The 19,874-nt window shown below is 58.8% G+C and carries 23 protein-coding genes; 9 read left to right on the forward strand and 14 right to left on the reverse strand.

What is annotated here, in order from left to right:
• Positions 1 to 28: 28 nt before the first annotated feature.
• The 3 genes from QLG03_RS16605 to QLG03_RS16615 all read right to left on the reverse strand — a co-directional run bounded on the left by QLG03_RS16605 (position 29) and on the right by QLG03_RS16615 (position 4,752).
• Positions 29 to 2,329: an FdhF/YdeP family oxidoreductase gene (locus QLG03_RS16605; RefSeq protein ID WP_065881671.1), complete on the reverse strand. Its 2,301-nt coding sequence runs from the start codon at positions 2,327 to 2,329 to the stop codon at positions 29 to 31.
• A 320-nt stretch (positions 2,330 to 2,649) separates the two neighbouring features.
• Entirely contained in the window at positions 2,650 to 3,567 is a 918-nt protein-coding gene (locus QLG03_RS16610) for a bestrophin family ion channel (protein WP_032452977.1), read from the reverse strand.
• Between the two features lie 243 nt (positions 3,568 to 3,810).
• On the reverse strand, positions 3,811 to 4,752 hold the full coding sequence (locus QLG03_RS16615) for a cation diffusion facilitator family transporter (protein WP_255987646.1): 942 nt from the start codon (positions 4,750 to 4,752) through the stop codon (positions 3,811 to 3,813).
• A gap of 221 nt (positions 4,753 to 4,973) precedes the next feature.
• Between QLG03_RS16615 and QLG03_RS16620 the strand changes: the two genes are divergently transcribed.
• Positions 4,974 to 5,660: an ABC transporter substrate-binding protein gene (locus QLG03_RS16620; RefSeq protein ID WP_023289818.1), complete on the forward strand. Its 687-nt coding sequence runs from the start codon at positions 4,974 to 4,976 to the stop codon at positions 5,658 to 5,660.
• A 1-nt stretch (position 5,661) separates the two neighbouring features.
• Here QLG03_RS16620 and QLG03_RS16625 read toward each other — a convergent pair whose 3' ends face one another.
• From QLG03_RS16625 to QLG03_RS16640, 4 genes are all read right to left on the reverse strand, one after another.
• Positions 5,662 to 6,531, reverse strand: coding sequence for an oxygenase MpaB family protein (locus QLG03_RS16625; RefSeq protein ID WP_255987649.1), 870 nt, complete (start codon positions 6,529 to 6,531; stop codon positions 5,662 to 5,664).
• 113 nt (positions 6,532 to 6,644) lie between these two features.
• Complete coding sequence (locus QLG03_RS16630) at positions 6,645 to 7,076, reverse strand: OsmC family protein (RefSeq protein WP_004202630.1); 432 nt, start codon at positions 7,074 to 7,076, stop codon at positions 6,645 to 6,647.
• 114 nt (positions 7,077 to 7,190) lie between these two features.
• A complete protein-coding gene (locus tag QLG03_RS16635; protein ID WP_032452980.1) occupies positions 7,191 to 7,337 on the reverse strand; it encodes a hypothetical protein in 147 nt (48 codons plus the stop codon).
• Between the two features lie 15 nt (positions 7,338 to 7,352).
• Positions 7,353 to 7,757, reverse strand: a complete 405-nt coding sequence (locus tag QLG03_RS16640) for a YdeI family stress tolerance OB fold protein (RefSeq protein ID WP_032452981.1) — start codon at positions 7,755 to 7,757, stop codon at positions 7,353 to 7,355.
• A 145-nt stretch (positions 7,758 to 7,902) separates the two neighbouring features.
• On the opposite strand from QLG03_RS16640, the gene QLG03_RS16645 reads away from it, so the two are divergent.
• From QLG03_RS16645 to QLG03_RS16655, 3 genes are all read left to right on the forward strand, one after another.
• The gene (locus QLG03_RS16645; RefSeq protein ID WP_110237742.1) at positions 7,903 to 8,406 is read left to right on the forward strand and encodes a hypothetical protein; all 504 of its coding nucleotides are present in this window, start codon (positions 7,903 to 7,905) and stop codon (positions 8,404 to 8,406) included.
• A gap of 8 nt (positions 8,407 to 8,414) precedes the next feature.
• Positions 8,415 to 8,861, forward strand: a complete 447-nt coding sequence (locus QLG03_RS16650) for a YetF domain-containing protein (RefSeq protein WP_023289822.1) — start codon at positions 8,415 to 8,417, stop codon at positions 8,859 to 8,861.
• Between the two features lie 320 nt (positions 8,862 to 9,181).
• Entirely contained in the window at positions 9,182 to 10,177 is a 996-nt protein-coding gene (locus tag QLG03_RS16655; RefSeq protein ID WP_023289824.1) for an SDR family oxidoreductase, read from the forward strand.
• On the opposite strand, the gene QLG03_RS16660 is transcribed toward QLG03_RS16655, so the two are convergent.
• From QLG03_RS16660 to QLG03_RS16680, 5 genes are all read right to left on the reverse strand, one after another.
• Positions 10,174 to 11,799 (reverse strand): alpha-amylase family protein, encoded by a 1,626-nt coding sequence (locus QLG03_RS16660; RefSeq protein ID WP_255987655.1) that lies wholly within the window; start codon positions 11,797 to 11,799, stop codon positions 10,174 to 10,176. The two genes, QLG03_RS16655 and QLG03_RS16660, sit on opposite strands and share 4 nt — an antisense overlap.
• Positions 11,800 to 11,838: 39 nt before the next feature.
• Entirely contained in the window at positions 11,839 to 12,012 is a 174-nt protein-coding gene (locus QLG03_RS16665; protein WP_044523443.1) for a hypothetical protein, read from the reverse strand.
• A gap of 16 nt (positions 12,013 to 12,028) precedes the next feature.
• Positions 12,029 to 12,535, reverse strand: coding sequence for a ferritin-like domain-containing protein (locus tag QLG03_RS16670; protein WP_023289827.1), 507 nt, complete (start codon positions 12,533 to 12,535; stop codon positions 12,029 to 12,031).
• Positions 12,536 to 12,558: 23 nt separating this feature from the next.
• The gene (locus tag QLG03_RS16675; protein WP_182962718.1) at positions 12,559 to 12,774 is read right to left on the reverse strand and encodes a hypothetical protein; all 216 of its coding nucleotides are present in this window, start codon (positions 12,772 to 12,774) and stop codon (positions 12,559 to 12,561) included.
• A gap of 346 nt (positions 12,775 to 13,120) precedes the next feature.
• Positions 13,121 to 13,306 carry a general stress protein gene (locus QLG03_RS16680; protein ID WP_008804757.1) on the reverse strand — a complete coding sequence of 62 codons (186 nt, stop codon included), beginning with the start codon at positions 13,304 to 13,306 and terminating at the stop codon, positions 13,121 to 13,123.
• A gap of 655 nt (positions 13,307 to 13,961) precedes the next feature.
• Between QLG03_RS16680 and QLG03_RS16685 the strand changes: the two genes are divergently transcribed.
• Both QLG03_RS16685 and QLG03_RS16690 read left to right on the forward strand, forming a co-directional pair.
• Positions 13,962 to 14,876, forward strand: a complete 915-nt coding sequence (locus QLG03_RS16685; protein WP_023289828.1) for an SDR family oxidoreductase — start codon at positions 13,962 to 13,964, stop codon at positions 14,874 to 14,876.
• A gap of 189 nt (positions 14,877 to 15,065) precedes the next feature.
• Positions 15,066 to 15,311, forward strand: a complete 246-nt coding sequence (locus tag QLG03_RS16690) for a YmjA family protein (RefSeq protein ID WP_004202643.1) — start codon at positions 15,066 to 15,068, stop codon at positions 15,309 to 15,311.
• Between the two features lie 67 nt (positions 15,312 to 15,378).
• On the opposite strand, the gene QLG03_RS16695 is transcribed toward QLG03_RS16690, so the two are convergent.
• The gene (locus QLG03_RS16695) at positions 15,379 to 16,272 is read right to left on the reverse strand and encodes a LysR family transcriptional regulator (protein WP_044523447.1); all 894 of its coding nucleotides are present in this window, start codon (positions 16,270 to 16,272) and stop codon (positions 15,379 to 15,381) included.
• A gap of 114 nt (positions 16,273 to 16,386) precedes the next feature.
• Between QLG03_RS16695 and QLG03_RS16700 the strand changes: the two genes are divergently transcribed.
• Both QLG03_RS16700 and sra read left to right on the forward strand, forming a co-directional pair.
• The gene (locus tag QLG03_RS16700) at positions 16,387 to 17,238 is read left to right on the forward strand and encodes a Vmh family MBL fold metallo-hydrolase (RefSeq protein WP_044523543.1); all 852 of its coding nucleotides are present in this window, start codon (positions 16,387 to 16,389) and stop codon (positions 17,236 to 17,238) included.
• A gap of 177 nt (positions 17,239 to 17,415) precedes the next feature.
• Entirely contained in the window at positions 17,416 to 17,556 is a 141-nt protein-coding gene (sra, locus tag QLG03_RS16705) for a stationary-phase-induced ribosome-associated protein (protein WP_012541615.1), read from the forward strand.
• Here sra and QLG03_RS16710 read toward each other — a convergent pair.
• Entirely contained in the window at positions 17,553 to 17,660 is a 108-nt protein-coding gene (locus QLG03_RS16710; RefSeq protein ID WP_032425875.1) for a hypothetical protein, read from the reverse strand. The two genes, sra and QLG03_RS16710, sit on opposite strands and share 4 nt — an antisense overlap.
• Before the next feature lie 78 nt (positions 17,661 to 17,738).
• Between QLG03_RS16710 and QLG03_RS16715 the strand changes: the two genes are divergently transcribed.
• On the forward strand, positions 17,739 to 19,436 hold the full coding sequence (locus QLG03_RS16715; RefSeq protein WP_004202648.1) for an NAD-dependent malic enzyme: 1,698 nt from the start codon (positions 17,739 to 17,741) through the stop codon (positions 19,434 to 19,436).
• Positions 19,437 to 19,874: the final 438 nt, after the last annotated feature.

The following is a 19,874-nucleotide window of genomic DNA, read 5'->3' on the forward strand; positions in this document are numbered from 1 at the left end:
GCGCGACGCCGCCCAACGCCCTCCTTCTTTAACGCACACCGGACAGCGGGCGGATCTCTTTCGAGCGCAGCGTCAGGCGGACGGGGACAGACTTATAGGAAGGCGTCCCGCTCTCTTCATCCAGATAGTTCAGCGGCACCAGCACGTTGGCTTCCGGATAATAGGCGCCGACGGTGCCGGGCGCGATGCCGTAGGCCACCACCGTGATATCTCTGAGCGTCAGCGAGCTGCCCGGCAGCGCAGTGTGGATATCTACCCGATCGCCATGCTCCAGACCCTGGGCGGCCATATCCTGCTCGTTCATAAACAGCACGTCGCGGCGGCCGAAGACGCCGCGGTAGCGGTCATCCATGGCGTAGATGGTGGTGTTGTACTGGTCGTGGCTGCGCAGGGTCACTAAGCGCATCACCTCCTCGCCCTCCACCACCACGTTCTCATGCACGCCTTTGAAAACCGAGAACATGGCTTTGCCGGTGGCGGTAGGCCAGATGCGCTCGGTCGGCGGCAGCGGCATGCGAAAGCCCCCGGGGTGGCGAATGCGCTGGTTATAATTTTCGAACCCCGGAATGGTCTGTTCGATCAGATCGCGAATACGGTCGTAATCTTCCACCAGATACAGCCAGTCCACTTTGCTGGCCGGCAGAGTGGCCTTCGCCAGACCGGCGACAATCGCCGGCTCCGAGCGCAGCGTCGGCGAGGCGGGCTTTAGCTTGCCTGACGAGGCATGCACCATCGACATCGAATCCTCGACGGTGATCGACTGTCGGCCGCTGGCCTGCAGGTCAAGCTCGGTGCGGCCAAGGCACGGCAGAATAAAGGTCTCTTTCGCCGTCAGCAGGTGCGAGCGGTTGAGCTTGGTGCCGACGTGCACGCTGAGCTCAAGGCCGCGCATCGCCGGGAAGGCGCGTTCGTGATCCGGCATCGCCACGGCGAAGTTGCCCCCGAGGCAGATCAGGGCTTTGGCGTCGCCGGCGATCATGGCCTCCAGCGCCTTCACCGCATCGTGACCATGATGCCGCGGCGGCGTGATCCCCATCACCCGCTGCAGGCTGTCGAGGAAGGCCGCGGAAGGTTTTTCGCTGATCCCAACGGTGCGGTTTCCCTGCACGTTAGAGTGGCCGCGCAGCGGACAGATGCCGGCCCCCGGCTTGCCGATATTGCCGCGCATCAGCAGCAGGTCGGCAATCAGCCGGACGTTGGAAGTGCCTTTATTATGCTGAGTGATCCCCATGCCGTAGGTGACGATGGTGGCCCTGGATTTGGCGTAGGCCACGGCGACCTGGGTCAGCGACTCGCGCGTCAGGCCGGACTCCTGCTCAATGTCCTGCCAGCGGGTGGCGTGCAGATCCTCGGCGAAGGCGGCGAACCCCTGGGTATGTTGCGCAATAAACGCGTGGTCGAGCACCTGGCCCTGCTCCTCCTCCAGCTGCAGCAGCGCTTTGGCGATCCCTTTCAGCGCCGCCGCGTCGCCGCCGGCCCGCACCTGGTAGTAGGTCGAGGCGATCGGCGTCGAGCGATACGTCGCCATCTCCATCACGTTTTGCGGGTCGGCAAAACGCTCCAGCGCCCGCTCACGCAGCGGATTAAAAACGATAATCGGCACGCCGCGGCGGGAAAGCTCATGCAGGGTGCCCATCATCCGCGGGTGGTTGGTGCCCGGATTATGGCCGATAGAGATCACCAGCTCGGTCTGGTCAAAATCGTCGAGGGAAACGGTGCCTTTGCCAATGCCGATCGACTGCGGCAGGCCCACGCTGGTGGATTCATGGCACATGTTAGAGCAGTCGGGAAAGTTATTGGTGCCATACTCGCGGGCAAACAGCTGAAACAGCCACGCCGCTTCATTGGAGGCCCGTCCGGAGGTGTAGAATTCAACTTCATCCGGCTGCAGGCCGCGAAGGATCTCGCCGATACGGGCGAAAGCCTCTTCCCACGCCACCGGGCGCAGCGTGTCGCTGGCGCGGTCGTAAACCAAAGGATGGGTTAAGCGGCCATAGCCCTCCAGTTCAAAATCGCTTTTCGCCAGCAGGGAGGTCACGGTGTTAGCCGCGAGGAACGCTGGCGTCACCCGTTTGGTGGTCGCCTCCCAGGTCACAGCTTTGGCGCCGTTTTCGCAAAACTGAAAAGTGGATTTATGCTCTTTATCCGGCCAGGCGCAGCCCGGGCAATCGAAGCCGTCAGGCTGGTTGGTTCGCAGCAGCGTGGCGGGCGCTTCAAAGGCATCCATCTGGGTACGCACGGCGATGGCCGTCGCCTTCAACGCGCCCCATCCGCCTGCCGGACCGTCATAAGGGTGAACACCGGGAACCGCGCGTCTTTTATTGGTCATCTTTTTACTCCTGCTGCTCTGTTCTGGCCGCCGCCGGCGGAAAAAAAGCGTGCGACGACCCCGGCGACGAGGCGTGGTGTGCGCGGCGTCACCTGATAAGAATGCTGTTTCTCAAGGATAGTACGATGGGAAAGCGTAGGTACTGCGTTTGTTAACCGAATAATAACATACACCACAAATCTGTATAATTGATGTTATCTATCGGGTGTTAAATTTAACTTATTTGCAAATTTTGCTTTTATCGCCCCTTCCGCGCGGCGGGTCGCATGGGCGCGGGAAAGTGATGACCGGGCAGCGGAAACTGCCCGGTGCGCAGGGGCTCAGGTCAGGTTGAAGTACCGGTCCGGACGCAGCGTCTCCGGCAGCGGATGTTGACCGGTCATGTCGAGCAGATTGCGCTCAATGGTATTGCACATCGCGTTCAGCGGCAGGTCGTTGGCGGCGGTGCCGAAGGGATCCTCCAGCTCTTCCGCCAGTGAATCCCACGACAAAAAGGTGTAGGAGATAAAGACCGAGACAAACGGCGTCATGTAGTGCAGATCCCCGACCAGGGCGAACGGCAGCAGCGTGCAGAACAGATACACGGTGCGCTGTAGGATCAGGGTATAGGCGAACGGCACCGGGGTGGTGGCCAGCCTTTCGCAGCCGCCCAGCACGTGCGCCAGCTCATCGAGTTTGTTGTCCATCAGCCCATAGGTGATGTCGCTAAGCTTGCCCGCCTCGCGCAGCTGGCCGATTTCGTTGCCGACCAGCAGCAGGATCCGGTTGGTAGGCATTGAGCTGGCGAGGATCTCCGCCACCTGGTCCGCCGGCAGCAACCGCCGCAGGTCAGCCGTCGGATCGGTTTTGCGCAGCTGGTGCTTCAGGCTCCAGCTAAAAGCCACCAGGTAGCTGACGATGCGGCGATGGGCATCGTGTTCGGCCGGCAGGATATTGCGCAACTGGCGCACCAGCGTACGTTCGGCGATAAGCACCGTCCCCCACAGATTGCGCGCCTCGACGAAGCGGCTGTAGCTGGCGCTGTTGCGAAAGCCGAGGAAAATCGCTATCGCGATCCCCAGCAGGCTGAACGGCGCCACCGTTAAGTGGATCCCCCACTGCGCGTACCATTGATAGCTGATAATGGCGATGATGGACATCAGCACATTAAGCAGCAGACGAAAGATGATTTTCGACAGCACGGAGCCGTGCCAGTCAAATAGGCGAAGAAACCAGTGTTGTTCTGGCCGAATGATCATTGTCTGACTTCCTGAATTACCGCTCTGGTTATTATCTCTAAATAAAAAATAGAGAGTATCGATGAACCGATTGGTTTATTTTATCGTTAACTGCAACGGGCAGATCTGCGCCATTATTTAGCGATGGCAATGGCCGGCTCAGTATGAGCCTTATTTATCGTTCGGGCAATCAATGTGCGAGCGGGTGGCGCGAGGAATAATGGCTCAGAGGTTAAATAACCGCTGAGCCAGTCTGTTTTCCGCTTATGACGTCAGGCAGTTTGCCTCCTCCGGCGAACCGGCAACCGCCGCGCTGGGATCGAGATGCACCATCACATTGAGCACCGGATGGTGCGCTATGACCCGCGCCCGCGCCTGCCGGGCAATCTGATGCCCTTCGGCTACCGACAGCTCTCCGGCCACCTCGAGATGGACATCCACCAGCACCAGATCCCCCGCCTTACGGGTTTTCAAATCGTGCAGACCCGCCACGCCCGGCGTGGCCCGCAGCGTGCCGGCGATCGCCCGCTGCGTCTCTTCATCGACGGCGCGGTCCATTAAATCGTGCAGCGCGGTGGCGGCGAAACGATAGCCCATCCGCGTAATCACCAGCCCCACCGCCAGCGCGGCGAGCGGATCGAACCAGGCAAACCCGGCCAGATTACCGATGATCCCCAGCGCCACCACCAGGGATGACGCGGCGTCCGAGCGGGCATGCCAGGCGTTGGCGATGAGCAGCGAGGAGTTCAGCCGCCTGGCGGCCGCCAGCATATAGCGAAACAGTCCCTCTTTGACCACCAGCGCCGTCAGCGCCATCCACAGCGCCACGCTGTGCACCGGCGCAATCGTCTGCGGTTGCGCGAGATGACCCGCTGCAGACCACAGCATACCGACCCCGACCAGCGCCAGGATCGCGCCGAGGACCAGAGAGGCGCCGTTCTCATAGCGCCAGTGGCCATAATGGTGATCGTGGTCAGAGGGCCGGCGACTCTTTTTATTCGCCACCAGCACAACGCCATCGGCGAGCAGATCGGAAAAAGAGTGCATTCCATCGGCAATTAACCCCTGGGAACCCGAGAATATTCCCACCGCAATCTGCAACGCGGAGAGAAAAATATTGACCACCACGCTAACCAGGGTACTCTTTCGCGCCTGCTCCGAACGCTGATGATATTTATTATCATTGTCAAAATTATGTTGTGTCATTATTTCTCTCCCTCAGTGAGCGGGAAGAATAAACTGACAAGCTGAGTTTATGCTTAACAATATAAAAGTCATTGCCTTGCGGTTTAACGAATTCGCTGCGGTCGTTAATGAATAGATTCTGAAAGTGTGGCCGGAGAGGTACAACCGCGCGCGGATGGACTATCTTATCACTGGCGCCGACAGGTCGGGCCGCCTTCTCTTAGCCACCACAGGAGTCAGCGATGTCAGATATCACACCCTCCCGGCTGCGTTTTGCCATTAATCTGGGCAATGCGGTACTGGCCCATCCTGGCGAAAGGGGCGTGCCGACAGGCATTACCCCCGAGCTCAGCCATCGACTGGCGAAGCGCTGGGGCGTCGCCGCCGAGTTCGTCACCTATCCTGCCGCCGGTAAAGTGGTGGCCGACGCCGGCGGCGAACGCTGGGATATTGCCTTTCTGGCCATCGATCCGGCACGGGAGGCGACCCTGCGCTTTACCTCTCCCTATATCACCATCCAGGGAACCGCGCTGGTGAGAGCCGGTTCGCCCTGCCAGAGCGTGGCCGATATGGATCGCCCGGCAACCACGATTAACGTCGGGCAAAATGCCGCCTACGATCTGTGGCTAACCCGCCATCTGCAGCACGCCAGCCTGAATCGTCTCCCCTCCTCGCAGGAGGCCATCGACGCCTTCCTCGCCGGTGAAGGGGATATGGTCGCCGGCATCCGTCAGCCGCTGGAGGCGACAGCGCGCCGCCATCCGGAGGTGCGGGTCCTGGCGGATAATTTTACCGAGATCCACCAGGCCATCTGCGTCGCCCGGGAAGACGTGGCCCGCTTTAGCGCGGTGAACGACGCGTTGAACGAATGGCGAGCGGACGGTAGCCTGGAGGCGCTGATTGCCCGGCACCTGGGCGAGGCGGGCTGAATCACGCCTCCGCCATCCGGCGCATGGCGCAATGCCAGGCGCCGTTGCGTACCGAGGAGCGCAGCACGCGGGCGATAGCCTGCACCATCAGACGCGTCGTGCGCCGCTGCAGCGGCGTCAGCGACAGTCCCAGCATCTCCTGCGCCCATGGCGGCAGAAGATCGATCCCGGCCCGCATCATCACCTGGCCAACCGGCTGACTCAGGCGACCCGGCAGACGGGTGGTGAGCAGCACCTCGGCCACCTCCCGGGTACGTTCGTCACAGCGCAGCTGCGGGCGCATCGCCTCAAGATAGTCCGCGACCTCATTCGGCGTCCGGGGAATATCCTCGGCCCCCAGCCGGCGAGCGATCTCCGCCGACTCGTGAAAATAGTCCTCCTGGCGCTGGACGCTGACCACCGTGCGCTTATAGCGCAGGTGGGAGGCCATAAAGCGGCTGCACTCGGCGACATGCACCCAGGTCAACAGCGCCGGGTCGCTTGCCTGATACGGCGTGCCATCCTTATCCACCCCGGCGATCCGCTGATGGATCCCCTGCACTTTGGCGATCAGCCGCTCCGCGTCAGGGGTGGCGGCAAAGGTGGTGGCGGAGATAAACTGACTGGTGCGGCGCAGGCGGCCAAAGATATCCTCGCGAAAACGGGAGTGGTCCCAGACGCCGGCCAGCGCCAGGGGATGCAGCATCTGCAGCAGCAGCGCGCTAATGCCGCCGCACAACATAGAGGTAAAATCGCCATGCACCTGCCAGATGGCTGATTGCGGACCAAACAGCCCCGGCTCCCCTTTGGGCTGTTCAAAGTCAATCTCTTTTAGCGCCATGCCGGTCAGGCCGAGCACCTGCGCCTCGATCATCCCGCGAATGCCGATCATGATGGAGTCCTTTACGTTTGCGAAAGGACCAAAGATACCACTATTGCGCAGCGGAGGCAGTGGCGGGGAGAGAGATCGCGGGAACGGTGCCCGCAGAGTGCGGGCACGACAGCTTACGGATTGAGCTGGTAGTCGAGGGTGATATTGGCTTTCAGCACCTGCGATACCGGGCAGCCGGCCTTCGCTTTCTGGATGATCTCATCGAACGCCGCCGGCGCGACGCCCGGCAGGACAATCTGGCTTTGCAGCGCGATGTCGGTTATCGCAAACCCGCCGTCGGTTTTATTGAGGGTGACCACCGCGGTGGTGTCGATGGACGTCGCGGTATAGCCCTCTTCGCTGAGCATCAGCGACAGAGCCATCGAGAAGCAGGCGGCATGCGCGGCGCCGATCAGCTCCTCGGGGTTGGTGCCTTTCACCCCTTCAAAACGGGTGTTAAAGCCGTAGGGCTGTTGGCTCAGCGCCCCGCTCTCCGTCGACACGGTGCCTTTGCCATGCTTGAGATCGCCTTCCCAGTGCGCCAGCCCTTTCTTATGAATCGCCATATGACTCCTCCTGTGATGATGTCGAACAAAAAGTATAGTGCCTGATGCCGAACCTGCGTCTATTCTGCAGTCCGCCACCCCGGCGTTCCCGAAAAGTACCCGTTGCGGGTGACGCTAACGGCCATCGTGAGGATGATAAGGATCGGTTTTGTCATCCTCGCTGTCGTCCCGTTTACGCGGCACTTCGCCCTGTTCGCCCGGCGCCTCGCGCGCAGGATGCTTCCCGCGCTCCTCGCCATGCGGGTGAGATGTTGTGCTCATACCGGCAAGCCCCCCTTATTTAGGCGACTGTTTGAGCAGGCGATCGATACGCACTACCGGCGGCGTCATTTTGCGATCAAGGCTACCGTTAATACTGACCAGATCGTCAGGCTCTACATGCTGTTCATTAAACGCGGCAACCGGAATAATGGCGGTGATGGTGCCGCTTTTATCGCGAAACTGATAACGGTCATCTCCCTGCCGGGTCAGCAGATTGCCGCGCAGCGAAATCGTGGCGCCGTCGTGCATGGTTTTCGCCTGCTCAACGGTCATGATCCGCCCCTCCTCGACGCCGCGATAGCCGTCATCCAGTTTGTGCGGCGGCGGCGGCGCGGCATCCTGGCTAAAACCGCCCTTATCGTCCGCTTGCGCGACAGCGGCGGCAAACAAACAGGCCATGGCCAAGGCTAATTTTTTCATCATGCCTCCTTGTTTTTGCTGATGAACAGAATAAAGCCTGGCTGAGGCTGGCCATTTTTACAAAGTCAATTGTTCTGATATCGTCTAATATAAGAATGTCCTTATCGTTGCGCTGATGCCGAAACGAAACGCGGGGAAAATAATAATGATTGAGAATCAACAGCCTTGTCCCATCGTCGACGAAAATGAACGAGCCCTCCGCTTTGAATATCGCTTCAGGCGCTATGGGATAATTGCACTCAGCCTCATTATCCTTACCGCGTTAAGCGGCCTTTGGTCCTCTGGTTATTTCAGTGAGGCGCACCGGGAAAGCGCAGGAGGTGAATTAATCGTCGATTACCAGCGTTATGCCAGACTGATGAGTGAAACCGAACTGAATATTCAGATCAAACCCAACCAGGAAAATGACACCACGATCAGCTTCGCCGCCACGTTATTAACTCGCTACCAGCTTGGCGATATCCGCCCGCAGCCGGATAAAATGTACAGTGCCGACGGGAAATTATATCTGGTGTATCAGCGGACGACCAGCCGCTCGCCGCTCTCGGTGTGGTTAGCGATTACCCCCAAAACCATAGGCACGCTCTCCCTGCAGGCGGCCGTCAACGATCGCCCTGCCGTCAGCTGGCAGCAGTTTGTCTATCCGTAGGAGTCGCGATGGAAATGGTCCTTAGAGCCGCAGCAATCTATCTGATATTGCTGATTATTTTCAAGATTGCCGGCAGACGAACCCTGATGCAGTTAACGAATTTTGACCTGATATTGCTGCTGATTATCAGCGAAGCTACCCAGCAGGCGATGCTCAGCACAGACTATTCCGTCACCGGTTCGATGCTGACTATCGTCACCCTGGTGAGTATTGATATTTTATTTGGTTATATTAAGAAAAAATTTGCCCAGGCGGAAAATTTCCTTGATGGCACGCCGGTTATCGTGGTGGAAAATGGTGCTGTCATCGATGAGAAAATCAAGCTCGTCAATATTTCTGTCGATGATATCCTGCTGGCGGCCAGGCAGCACCATGGGATTTATGAACTGAAAGCGATCAAATTCGCTATTCTCGAACGTAACGGCCAGATATCCATTATTCCGCAACAGGAATAACACCGGAATAGCTATTTATCGCGCTCCGGTTGTTTATCCCCCGATTCCGGGGCGCGGGTGGCGTCATCCTCTTCTTTTTCAACGCTACGCGTGTTTAATGTCAACATTTTTCCTCCTCGCGGGTTGTTAGGGACCTTACAGATTATAGAACCTCAACGCCTGCTTATGCAGAAACAGGCCAGAGTCATCACGATATGTCGCCTGATTCACACTGCGTTTATTCCAGGATATTTCCCACCTCACCGTTGTTATTTGTGCTTAATAATTATTCGATCCGTGCAGCTTAAATTTACGATAGCGAAAAAAAGAATGAGGTCACTATGTCCGTGATGGTTATTACCGGCGGAACCGCCGGGGCAGGAAAAGCCACCGCGCTGCGTTTCGCCCGCGCAGGGTATCACGTGGCGCTGATCGCCCGCGATGAAACGGGTCTGCAGGAGACGCAGCAGGCCTGCGAACGGTTTGGCGTCAAAACGCTGGCGATTAGCGCCGATGTTGCCGATGCCGGGGCTGTGCAGCGCGCCGCCGCCGAGGTGGAAGCCACCCTCGGTGCCATAGACGTCTGGATCAACAACGCCATGACCACCGTGCTGGCGCCCTTTCGTCAGATGAGCGACGACGAATTTCGCCGGGTGACGGAGGTGACCTATCTCGGCTATGTCAACGGCACCCGCGCGGCGCTGGAGGTGATGACGCCCCGGGATCGGGGGGTGATTATTCAGGCTGGATCGGCGCTGGCCTGGCGCTCGATCCCCCTGCAGTCGGCCTATTGCGGAGCCAAAGCGGCCATTCGCGGCTTCACCGATGCCGTGCGCACCGAGCTGATGCATGAGAAAAGCCACATCCAGTTGACCATGGTCCAGCTGCCGGGGATGAACACCGCTCAGTTTGGCTGGGCGCGCAACAAAATGGATCAGGCCATGCAGCCGGTACCGCCGGTCTATCAGCCGGAGGTCGCCGCCGAGGCTATCTACAGCGTGATCCAGCGGCCGGTGAACGAGCTGTGGGTGGGGAAAAGCACCATCCAGTCGATCCTCGGCCAGGTCTTCTTCCCTCGTCTGCTCGATCGGCTGATGGTGAAGAAAGCGTGGGAGGGACAGTTTACCGGCCAGCCGAAGCCGGCAGAGCACCAGGACGACCTGTTCACGCCGGTGCGCGGCAATCATCCCGGACACGGCCCCTTTAACGATGGCGCACGGCGTAAAGCAGTGACCATCAGCGCCGATCTCCCGGGAAAAGTGGCTGCCGGCGTCGGCGTGGCGGTGGCGACGATGGCCCTGCGGGCGTTGTTCCGTCGACCGGGGAGACGGCGCTAAGGCAGGCTGCGGCTGAACCAGCGGTAGCCATACCCTGAGAGCGCCAGCCGCGCCTCTTTCCCGCCGCGCAGCCCGTCCTGGTAGAACTTATCTTCCAGAATCGGGCTCCAGTAGCCCTCGGCCAGCGGCGGGAGCTGGACCTCTACCGCCTGCTGGCCGCAGTTCGCCAGCATCAGCACCTCCCGCGATTCGCTGCGATAGCACAAGGCCAGCACCGCGGCAGGCTTCACCGTAAGGAGGGTAAAAGGGATGGATCCCGGTTCAGTATATTCCGTGCGCGCCAGCACCATATTGCGCACCCGATGCAGTAGCGAGCGGGGGTGGCGCAGCGCCGCTTCGACATTGATCCGCTGGTAGCGAAACCGTCCGCTGGTCACCGGTTTTACCGGCAAATCCTCCCGCGCCGCCCGGGAGAAGCCGCCGTTGGGCGCCGCCGACCACTGCATCGGCGTTCGGACCGCGTAGCGCTCCGGTAAGCGCAGATCGTCGCCCATACCAATCTCGTCGCCGTAGCGCATCACCGGCACGCCAGGCAGCGCCAGCAGGATAGCATGGGCCAGCGCGATGCGTCGGTTATCGCCACCCAGCATCGGCGCCAGCCGCCGGCGCACGCCGCGCTGGTAAACCGACATCGATTTATCCGGGGCAAAGGTGCGGATAACCTGGCGCTTGTTGCGTTCGCCAATCCCCTCCAGGTCCAGTTCATCATGGTTACGCAGCCAGTTGACGAAGCAGCATCCGTCCGGCGGGGCCACCATCGCCTGCAGCGCCTTCACCACCGGAGCGGCGCGCTGCTGCGCCAGGCTGACATAGAGGTATTTATTAAGCCAGAAATTGAGCACCATCTGCAGCCGATCGCCGCGGCCGAAATAATGGCGATACGCTTCCACCTCCACGTCCACTTCACCCAACAGTATCGCGTCGGGATTGAGGCGCTGCACGACCTGGCGAAGATGCGTCAGCAGCGGGTAGCCCCGCGCCTCTTCGCCCTTCCCGGCCTGCTTCACCAGATGTGACGCCGCATCGAGACGAAATCCTGACACCCCGGCCTGCAGCCAGAAGGTGATGATGTTTTCTATTTCGGCGATCACCGGCGGATGAGCGAGATTCAGGTCGGGCTCATGCCGATAAAACATGTGACGATAGTATTGTCCGGCCTGGTCGTCCCAGCTCCAGACGCTCTCCTCGACGCCGGGAAACATGGGCGGATCGTCGTTCTCCGGCGGCCGATCGGCCCAAAGATAGTATGGCCGCCACGGCGAGCGGGGATCGCGTCGCGCCGCCTGAAACCACGGGTGCCGGGCGGAGGTGTGCTGGATAACCAGCTCAACGATCACCCGCAGTCCCAGCTCCCGGGCGCGGGCAATCAGCTCAATCACGTCGGCGATGGTCCCGAAGCGGGGATCGGGCTGCAGATGGTCGCTGATATCATAGCCATCATCCTGCAATGGGGTGAGATAGAAAGGGGTCAGCCAGAGCACCGTCGCCCCCAGACTACGAATGTAGTGCAGCTTTTGGCGGATACCGGCAAGATCGCCAAACCCATCGCCATTGGCATCGTAAAACAGAGAACTGTCCACCTGATAGATGACCGCTCTGTGAAACCACTCTTCCTGTTGCATCACTATCACCTTGCGTTCTGCCCGCCACTGTCAGCTTCCTCAGCGCGCCCTCCTGTTCCTGACGTCTGCTTTGCCGACAGGCGGTACGGGATCGGGCTCTGCAGGTGGGGCCCTGTTCGCCACCGCGTCCACCAGCGCCTGCTGCCTGGCGGTTAATTTCAGCGGAACCGCTTTCTCAGTGGCGAGCAGCGCGATGGTGTGGCGCTTAACCATAATTGACTCCGGCGGCTTATTGTCCGGCCTCAACGCCGGGCAGATTGTTATGCATCAGATATTGCCCGGTCAGCGCCGGCAGATGATGCAGCAGCCAGTCAGCCATCCCTCTCTCTTCGGCAAGGATCCCTTCCAGAGTAGGCATCGCGCTATGGTCCCCCACTCGCTTCGCCGCCGTTAATAAAGCGGTATAGCAGGCGACCTCAAAATGGGCAAAAACGTAGGCGGTGATAATCAGTTTAATGAGCTCATCGCCGGGCAGCATGATGCCAATAGTCTGGCCCAGGGCTGCGACCCGGCTCATCGCATCCTTCAGCGCCGAGCGGGAAATGTGGTTGCGGGCGATAAGGTCCTGCAGGGCCGACAGTTGCCGACGGGTTTCATAGAGATGTTGTTCAAGGCGGGTCCGTAATTGCGGTTCATTATCGAGGCGTCTGATGGTGGCCATAAGCAGTGACTCGGCCTGTTTTTCCATGGCATGGGCATCGCGAAGCCAGTTATGGTAATTTTCACTATCCGTCATATCCACCTCTGATCATTAATTTTTTATTTTGACGGGGAATCTTCACTCTCTTCCGCCGCCTGGTCAGCTCGCGCTGCGCTATATCCGGATAAATGCCCAACAATATTAGCATAAATACTGATGAGAATGACCCACAGGACGCTGTCTTTCCACCAGATTAACGAGGGTATCGCCAGACCTACCCACATAACGGCGGCCACAAGATGACAACGCTTAATAAATACCGGCGTCAGTTTCATTTTATTACCTTAGATCTGAACAATATTTAGCAAGCGGATGTGTTGCTGCCCACCCCTGGCATCCGGCGGTTAATTCCCGGCTAACAATATCTTCCCTTTCCACAGCCATAAAAACAGTGCCGTCATTTACTCGCCCTTACCGCTTCGCCGGCACATTGCCGCTGCGGTAAACAGCGCTTAATAATTAAGGTTGCTATAATTTAATTATCCTGCTCCTTTTCTTCCATTGCGGACAATAGACGATGGGTGAAGGAAAGCGTTCGCAAATAAACAGAAACCTGCGGACCGCCAGGCCCACAGGTTTCTGTCCCGACGCCGTCGAAACGGCGTCACGGGTCATCAGTCGCTAGCTGTCGCCGGCTTTACGGCCGCCGCCATGACTGTTCTTACCACCCTTTTTACCGGCTTCGGATGCACGCTCAGGATCGTTTTTAAAGTTCCCGCCGCTGTGCTGTCCACCTTTACGCCCGGCTTCGGATGCTTTTTCACGATCTTCTGCAAAATTACCTGAACCGCCTCTATGCTCTGCCATAATGTTCACCTTTGGTTTGATCAATATCGGTTGGTAAATGGAAAATGACCCTGTTACAAATCATCGCCCTCGATATCTAACACTAGAGGAATACCCGCAGGAGTCAAATTAATTCCGGCCATTAATCAGCGTTACCAATAAATAAATTAACCACAGCGAAGCGGCACTAAAAATTAATCTTTCCGCAACCCCTTCTTCGCTTTGGATTATATGCCCATTATGGTCTGTTCTGCGGACAGCGATCCTCGTTTGTAAACAAATGAAAATAAAGTGATGAATAAATATTTCTTCCACTCCCGGACAGCCACCCTTACAAAAAATACCACCTAAGAGGCATGGCGTTATTAGCCATGCGTAGCGGGTTAACTTAATATTCCCTTTTTCACGACGCGTCTTCCTCTCCGTCTTTAAAAAATTTTTCCCGGGGAGAAAAATAGCCCAGCCACGTTAAATATTGATGGAATAATCCTAATTTCACCCCAGCGATATTAACGCAGCGCTATTCACTTAAATACGCCGGGGATCAGTCGGTTAAGGAATAACTGTACCTCTTTTCCCGGGCATTCACTGGCCCTGGGCGAGTCACCCGGGGTCTGGCGATGGGGGAACCTGACCTATCCTTACAGCTGGCCCGTTCTGTCTGAAGGAGATGACTATGCAAGATGAAAAACCGCCAATGAAGAAATTACCCACCTCCATGTTGCCAGAAGAGACGGCTCCACGTCCGGAGTTCCCGGAGCAAGAACAAAACCCGCCGGGTCTGGATGCTGAAATGGAGCCGTCACCGGACCATGGGGAAACCAGCTACACCGGCACCGGGCGGCTGGCCGGTAAGAAAGCGCTCATTACCGGCGGTGACTCCGGCATTGGCCGCGCGGTGGCGATCGCCTTTGCCCGCGAAGGGGCCGATGTCGCCATAAGCTATCTGCCGGAAGAGCAAGAGGATGCCGATGAAGTCATCGCCCTGATTAAAGCCGAAGGCCGCACCGCGGTGGCCCTGCCGGGGGATATTCGCTCCGAGTCCTTCTGTCAGTCGCTGGTGGCCGATGCGGTGGAACAGCTGGGTGGCCTGAGCATCCTGGTCAATAACGCCGGGCGTCAGCAATATTGTGAGACTCTCGAGGAGCTCACCACCGAAGACTTTGACGCCACCTTTAAAACCAATGTCTACGCGCCGTTCTGGATCACCCGCGCCGCGCTGCCCCATCTCCAGGCCGGGAGCGCGATCATCAACACCACCTCGGTGCAGGCCTATAAACCCAGTCCGATCCTGCTCGATTACGCCCAGACCAAAGCCTGCCTGGCGATCTTCACTAAATCGCTGGCCAAACAGGTGGCAAAACGCGGCATTCGCGTTAACGCCGTGGCGCCAGGCCCTTACTGGACGGTACTGCAGTCCAGCGGCGGTCAGCCGGACGAGAAAGTGAAACAGTTCGGGAAAGACACGCCGATGGGGCGTCCGGGACAGCCGGTCGAGATCGCCCCGCTGTACGTCACCCTGGCATCCGATGCCTGCTCTTATACCTCCGGCCAGGTTTGGTGCTCTGACGGTGGGGACGGGGTAGTCTAAGCCTCCCGGCAGACCGGCGTGCGACATCGCGCGCCGGTTTTACCCTCCGCCCCCGGGGATTGGTATCTGCCCTCTCGCCTCGCCGGCGCGGCGATTTTTCCTCTCCTGCAGCCTACCGGCCGCATGCTATGATACTCGCCCGCCGCTGTGCGCTAACCCCGGCCCTGACGCCAATCCTGAGGACGACAGATGAGTAATGACATCCCCCTGAAATTTTATGACATCGTGGACGAATATGAGACCGAAGCGGCTGCCCCGGTTAAGGATGAGGAACGCGATGCGCTGGCGCGCTATTTTCAGCTGCTGATTGCGCGGTTAACCAATAACGAAGAGATCGACGAAGAAGCACAGCAGGAGATGGCCCGCGAGGCGGCCATTGACGAGCGCCGTATTGACGATATCGCTAACTTCCTCAATCAGTGGGGCAACGAGTAAGTCTTATCGTCAGCTCACCGGCGGGGCCGCCGCCCGCCGGTATTGCCGCTGAAGGCGACGCCGCTGCTCAGGCATCGGCGAGCGTCTCCCCCAGACGTCGCTGCAGCGCATCCAGAAACAGCGGCAGCCCATCGGGCTGATAGTCGCGGGAAAGATAGATGCCGTATACGCTCAGCGCCTTCGGCGTCCAGTCAGGCAGCACCACCTCCAGCGCGCCGCTGGCAATCGCGCCCCGCGCCTCCAGTTCGGGGAGCATCGCGATGCCGCACCCGGCGACCGCCGCCTCCAGCAGCAAGGAAGAGATCCCCGCGCTCAGATTACCGTTCACCGACACCGACGCCTCCTGCCCCTGCGCATCGCTGAACTGCCAGCGCTGGCCGGCAAAATGGCTGTATAACAGGCAGTTATGCTGTTGCAGATCGTCAAGCGTCGTCAGCGGACCATGCTGGCGGAGCCAGCGCGGCGCAGCGCAGAGTAGCGACCGGCACACGCCGAGACGGCGAGCGATAGCCCCGGCCTCCGGATTATCGGTAATGCGAATGGCCACGTCGATGCGCTCGCCGATCAGGCTGACCGGATGGTTATTGATATCCAGCTCCAGGCGCAACAGCGGATAGCGAGCGAGAAAGTCCGGCAGCAGCGGGGAGATCAGCTGCATCGCGGTAAAATGCGCGCACGCCACCCGCAGCGTGCCGCTGGGGTCGGCCCGCTGGCGCTCGCCGGCGATTTCATCGGCGATCCGCGTCAACCCGCGGGTCTTGAGCAACACCTTCTCCCCCGCCGGGGTCAGCGTCAGCCGCCGGGTTGAGCGATGGATCAGCCGGGCGCCGGCCCAGCTCTCCATCTGTTCCAGATAGCGGCTGACCATCGGGCGCGACATCCCCAGCGCGCGCGCCGCGGCGCTGAGGCTTCCCAGTTCGCAAATCCGCAGATATACCTGCGCCGCAATCACCCTGTCCATCACGCCCCCTTCATCTGCACGATTTATGAAACTCAGCATCTCTTATTTCAGGAATTCTATCAAATAGCGAAATCCGTACAATGCTACGCATTCCCCTGTGACTGAGAATGAATGATGAAATTATCTGCCCTTGCTATTGCCACCGCCCTGTTCAGCGGCGCGGTCTTCGCGGCGCCGCTGACGCTGCAGACTTACAACCCTCAGGAGAAAGGTATTTTTGCCGTCAACTCCACCCTCGTTTCCGGCCCGCATGAAGCGGTGCTGTTTGACGCCCAGTTCAGCGTCAAAGACGGCGAAAAGCTGGTGGACATGATCAAGAAAAACGGCAAACCGCTGTCGCGGATTGTGATCACCTCCGGCGATCCTGACTTCTACTTTGGCCTTGAGCCGCTGGTGAAAGCCTTCCCGCAGGCGGAAGTGGTCGCCACGCCGGAAGTGGTTAAACATATTGAAGCCACCAAAGCGGCAAAGCTGGCGTACTGGGGCCCGCAGATGAAAGACGGCGCGCCGACGCAGGTATACGTCCCGCAGGCGCTGAAAGCCAACAGCTTTACCATCGATGGCGAAACAGTGACGATTATGCAGCCGCATGACTACGCGGCGTTCGTTTGGATCCGGGCGAACAAAACGATCCTCGGCGGCACCGGCGTGGCGTGGGGCATGCATCTCTGGACTGCCGACACCCAGACGCCGGCCAGTCGCCAGCAGTGGCGCACTACGCTGGACCAGATGATTGCCCTGCACCCGCAGCAGGTGATCCCGGGGCATTACCTCGGCACGCCGCCGGAGGGTGACCGCGCGGTGCGCTTTACAAAAACCTACCTCCAGCAGTTTGAGCAGGCGCTGAAGACACATAAGGATTCCGCCGGGGTGATCAAGGCCATGGAGACGCAGTGGCCGGGGCTGGCGGAAACCAGCTCGCTGGAGCTTAGCGCCAAAGTTAACACCGGCGAGATGAAGTGGTAATGCCGGCGCTGCGCGAGGGAGACTGTTCTTAATCTGGCGCGCTAAGGTTGCTATTGCCCTGAAAATGGACCACCCTACCTGAGGCCGCATAAAAAACGTGCGGCCAACTTTGGGTTACATTTCATCCGGTCACCACCGGGTTTGCCCTTGAAACCAGAACAGGATAAAGGAGTCAGAATGAAATCGAACCATCAGGCACGTCATCTTCTCGGTCTGAACTACAAGCTTTCCCAGCAGAAAAAAGTGGTGCTGGAAGGCGATGAAGAAACCACCCTCAACCATATCCATGCTACCGGCCGCAAACGCCGCGGTGGTTAATTTTCAGCCTGAGTGATGATAAACAACACCGTCCTGTTGCCAGGATGGTGTTTTTTTATGGCAATTGACGGCTTGTTTACCCGCTTGAAGACCTTCTGCTCTATACTCTGCCCGCTGCTTTTCCACCCGCCCTTCGCTTATCGCCGCGCCGGGACTGTGGACACGATCAAGGAGTTAGTGCGATGCAATTTACCCATAAGAAAAACCGTTCCCTGTACATCCCCTACGCGGGCCCCGTTCTGCTTGAATTCCCTCTGCTCAACAAGGGCAGCGCCTTCAGTATGGAAGAGCGCAGCAGTTTCAACCTGCTTGGCCTGCTGCCGGAAGTGGTTGAAACCATCGAAGAGCAAGCGGAACGCGCCTGGATCCAGTATCAGGGATTCAAAACAGAAATCGACAAACACATTTACCTGCGTAATATCCAGGACACCAACGAGACCCTTTTCTATCGCCTGATTGGCAACCATCTCGAAGAGATGATGCCGGTTATCTATACCCCGACGGTGGGCGCCGCCTGCGAACGTTTCTCCGAGATTTACCGTCGCGCCCGCGGCGTCTTTATCTCCTACCAGAATCGCCATAACCTTGACGACATTCTGCAAAACGTCCCGAACCATAATGTCAAAGTGATTGTGGTGACCGATGGCGAGCGTATCCTCGGCCTCGGCGACCAGGGGATCGGCGGGATGGGGATCCCGATCGGTAAACTGTCGCTGTACACCACCTGCGGCGGCATCAGCCCGGCTTACACCCTGCCCATCGTGCTGGACGTCGGGACAAACAACCAGCAGCTGCTGGACGATCCGCTGTATATGGGCTGGCGCCATCCGCGTATTACTGACGACGAGTACTACCAGTTCGTTGACGACGTGATCCAGGCGATTAAAGCCCGCTGGCCGGACGTGCTGCTGCAGTTTGAAGACTTTGCGCAGAAGAACGCCATGCCGCTGCTCAACCGCTACCGCAATGAGATCTGCTCCTTTAACGACGATATTCAGGGCACCGCGGCGGTCACCGTCGGGACGCTGATCGCCGCCAGCCGCGGCGCCGGCAGCCAGCTGAGCGAACAGAAAATCGTCTTCCTCGGGGCGGGCTCCGCCGGCTGCGGCATCGCCGAGCAAATTATCGCCCAGATCGTCCGCGAAGGACTCAGTGAAGAAGAGGCCCGCCAGCGCGTATTTATGGTTGACCGCTTCGGCCTGTTAACCGACGGCATGCCTAATCTGCTGCCGTTCCAGAACAAGCTGGTGCAGAAGCGTGAACATCTGCAGGGCTGGGATACCACTAACGATGTCCTGTCCCTGCTGGACGTGGTGCGCAACGTGAAACCGAACATCCTGATCGGCGTTTCGGGTCAGCCGGGGCTGTTCACGGAAGAGATTATCCGCGAGATGCATAAGCATTGCCCGCGGCCGATCGTGATGCCGCTCTCCAACCCAACGTCACGGGTGGAAGCCACGCCGCAGAATATCCTGAGCTGGACCGACGGCGAGGCGCTGGTCGCCACCGGCAGTCCGTTTGCCCCGGTCACCGTGAAAGGCAAACAGTATCCCATCGCCCAGTGCAACAACTCCTATATCTTCCCGGGCATTGGTCTGGGGGTGATCGCCTCCGGCGCGTCGCGGGTCACCGACGAGATGCTGATGGCCGCCAGCGAAACCCTGGCGAAACACTCGCCGCTGGTGAACAACGGCGAAGGCCCGGTTCTGCCGGAGTTGAAGGATATCCAGACCGTCTCGCGGGCGATCGCCTTCGCGGTCGGTAAGGTGGCTCAGGAGCAGGGCGTGGCGGTGAAAACGTCCGCGGAAGCGCTGCTGCAGTCCATCAGCGATAATTTCTGGCTGCCGGAATATCGTAATTACCGCCGCACCTCAATTTAATCGCGCTCACCGGGCCGCACGATCGGCCCGGTTATTAATAGCGTCCGGATAATATTCCCCGCCACTGAAACGCCTTTTTCGCCCATATTCATTTATCGTAAAAATATAAAACGGATAGCATTTGCCGCGCGCCCGGTGCCAGGCAAAATCAAGGCCTCTTCCCCCCTCGCAGACAATCCGCAGGCAGAAACTGCAGCCGCGCGTGGCGGGACAATCGATATCCGACGCTTCTCCACACCCTGCCAGTTTTGTCACTGGCGCGCTTTCCCTTTCCCCACTACACTGCCATCACCCATTCACTTACTGAATATAAAAGGAGGCCCCCCATGCTGTATTGTGAAATGTTTATTGTTTCACATGCCTTAGGCAATGGCGCCAGCTCAAGCGTTATCGGTATCGTGCTGCGATAACTTTGGCTTGAGCGAAGACCCTTCACAG

Origin of the sequence: Klebsiella sp. V115_8, assembly GCF_029967715.1 — a bacterium.
Taxonomy (GTDB): domain Bacteria; phylum Pseudomonadota; class Gammaproteobacteria; order Enterobacterales; family Enterobacteriaceae; genus Klebsiella; species Klebsiella quasipneumoniae.

What these genes read in the sequence shown, in the direction of transcription:
- QLG03_RS16615 (WP_255987646.1), bottom strand. Translation starts at nt 4,752, where the DNA reads ATGACACAACATAATTTTGACAATGATAATAAATATCATCAGCGTTCG.
- QLG03_RS16645 (WP_110237742.1), top strand. Translation starts at nt 7,903, where the DNA reads ATGATTGAGAATCAACAGCCTTGTCCCATCGTCGACGAAAATGAACGA.
- QLG03_RS16700 (WP_044523543.1), top strand. Translation starts at nt 16,387, where the DNA reads ATGAAATTATCTGCCCTTGCTATTGCCACCGCCCTGTTCAGCGGCGCG.
- QLG03_RS16605 (WP_065881671.1), bottom strand. Translation starts at nt 2,329, where the DNA reads ATGACCAATAAAAGACGCGCGGTTCCCGGTGTTCACCCTTATGACGGT.
- QLG03_RS16620 (WP_023289818.1), top strand. Translation starts at nt 4,974, where the DNA reads ATGTCAGATATCACACCCTCCCGGCTGCGTTTTGCCATTAATCTGGGC.
- QLG03_RS16640 (WP_032452981.1), bottom strand. Translation starts at nt 7,757, where the DNA reads ATGAAAAAATTAGCCTTGGCCATGGCCTGTTTGTTTGCCGCCGCTGTC.
- QLG03_RS16650 (WP_023289822.1), top strand. Translation starts at nt 8,415, where the DNA reads ATGGAAATGGTCCTTAGAGCCGCAGCAATCTATCTGATATTGCTGATT.
- QLG03_RS16690 (WP_004202643.1), top strand. Translation starts at nt 15,066, where the DNA reads ATGAGTAATGACATCCCCCTGAAATTTTATGACATCGTGGACGAATAT.
- QLG03_RS16655 (WP_023289824.1), top strand. Translation starts at nt 9,182, where the DNA reads ATGTCCGTGATGGTTATTACCGGCGGAACCGCCGGGGCAGGAAAAGCC.
- QLG03_RS16660 (WP_255987655.1), bottom strand. Translation starts at nt 11,799, where the DNA reads ATGCAACAGGAAGAGTGGTTTCACAGAGCGGTCATCTATCAGGTGGAC.
- QLG03_RS16665 (WP_044523443.1), bottom strand. Translation starts at nt 12,012, where the DNA reads ATGGTTAAGCGCCACACCATCGCGCTGCTCGCCACTGAGAAAGCGGTT.
- QLG03_RS16635 (WP_032452980.1), bottom strand. Translation starts at nt 7,337, where the DNA reads ATGAGCACAACATCTCACCCGCATGGCGAGGAGCGCGGGAAGCATCCT.
- QLG03_RS16685 (WP_023289828.1), top strand. Translation starts at nt 13,962, where the DNA reads ATGCAAGATGAAAAACCGCCAATGAAGAAATTACCCACCTCCATGTTG.
- sra (WP_012541615.1), top strand. Translation starts at nt 17,416, where the DNA reads ATGAAATCGAACCATCAGGCACGTCATCTTCTCGGTCTGAACTACAAG.
- QLG03_RS16715 (WP_004202648.1), top strand. Translation starts at nt 17,739, where the DNA reads ATGCAATTTACCCATAAGAAAAACCGTTCCCTGTACATCCCCTACGCG.
- QLG03_RS16695 (WP_044523447.1), bottom strand. Translation starts at nt 16,272, where the DNA reads ATGGACAGGGTGATTGCGGCGCAGGTATATCTGCGGATTTGCGAACTG.
- QLG03_RS16630 (WP_004202630.1), bottom strand. Translation starts at nt 7,076, where the DNA reads ATGGCGATTCATAAGAAAGGGCTGGCGCACTGGGAAGGCGATCTCAAG.
- QLG03_RS16675 (WP_182962718.1), bottom strand. Translation starts at nt 12,774, where the DNA reads ATGAAACTGACGCCGGTATTTATTAAGCGTTGTCATCTTGTGGCCGCC.
- QLG03_RS16625 (WP_255987649.1), bottom strand. Translation starts at nt 6,531, where the DNA reads ATGATCGGCATTCGCGGGATGATCGAGGCGCAGGTGCTCGGCCTGACC.
- QLG03_RS16670 (WP_023289827.1), bottom strand. Translation starts at nt 12,535, where the DNA reads ATGACGGATAGTGAAAATTACCATAACTGGCTTCGCGATGCCCATGCC.
- QLG03_RS16610 (WP_032452977.1), bottom strand. Translation starts at nt 3,567, where the DNA reads ATGATCATTCGGCCAGAACAACACTGGTTTCTTCGCCTATTTGACTGG.
- QLG03_RS16680 (WP_008804757.1), bottom strand. Translation starts at nt 13,306, where the DNA reads ATGGCAGAGCATAGAGGCGGTTCAGGTAATTTTGCAGAAGATCGTGAA.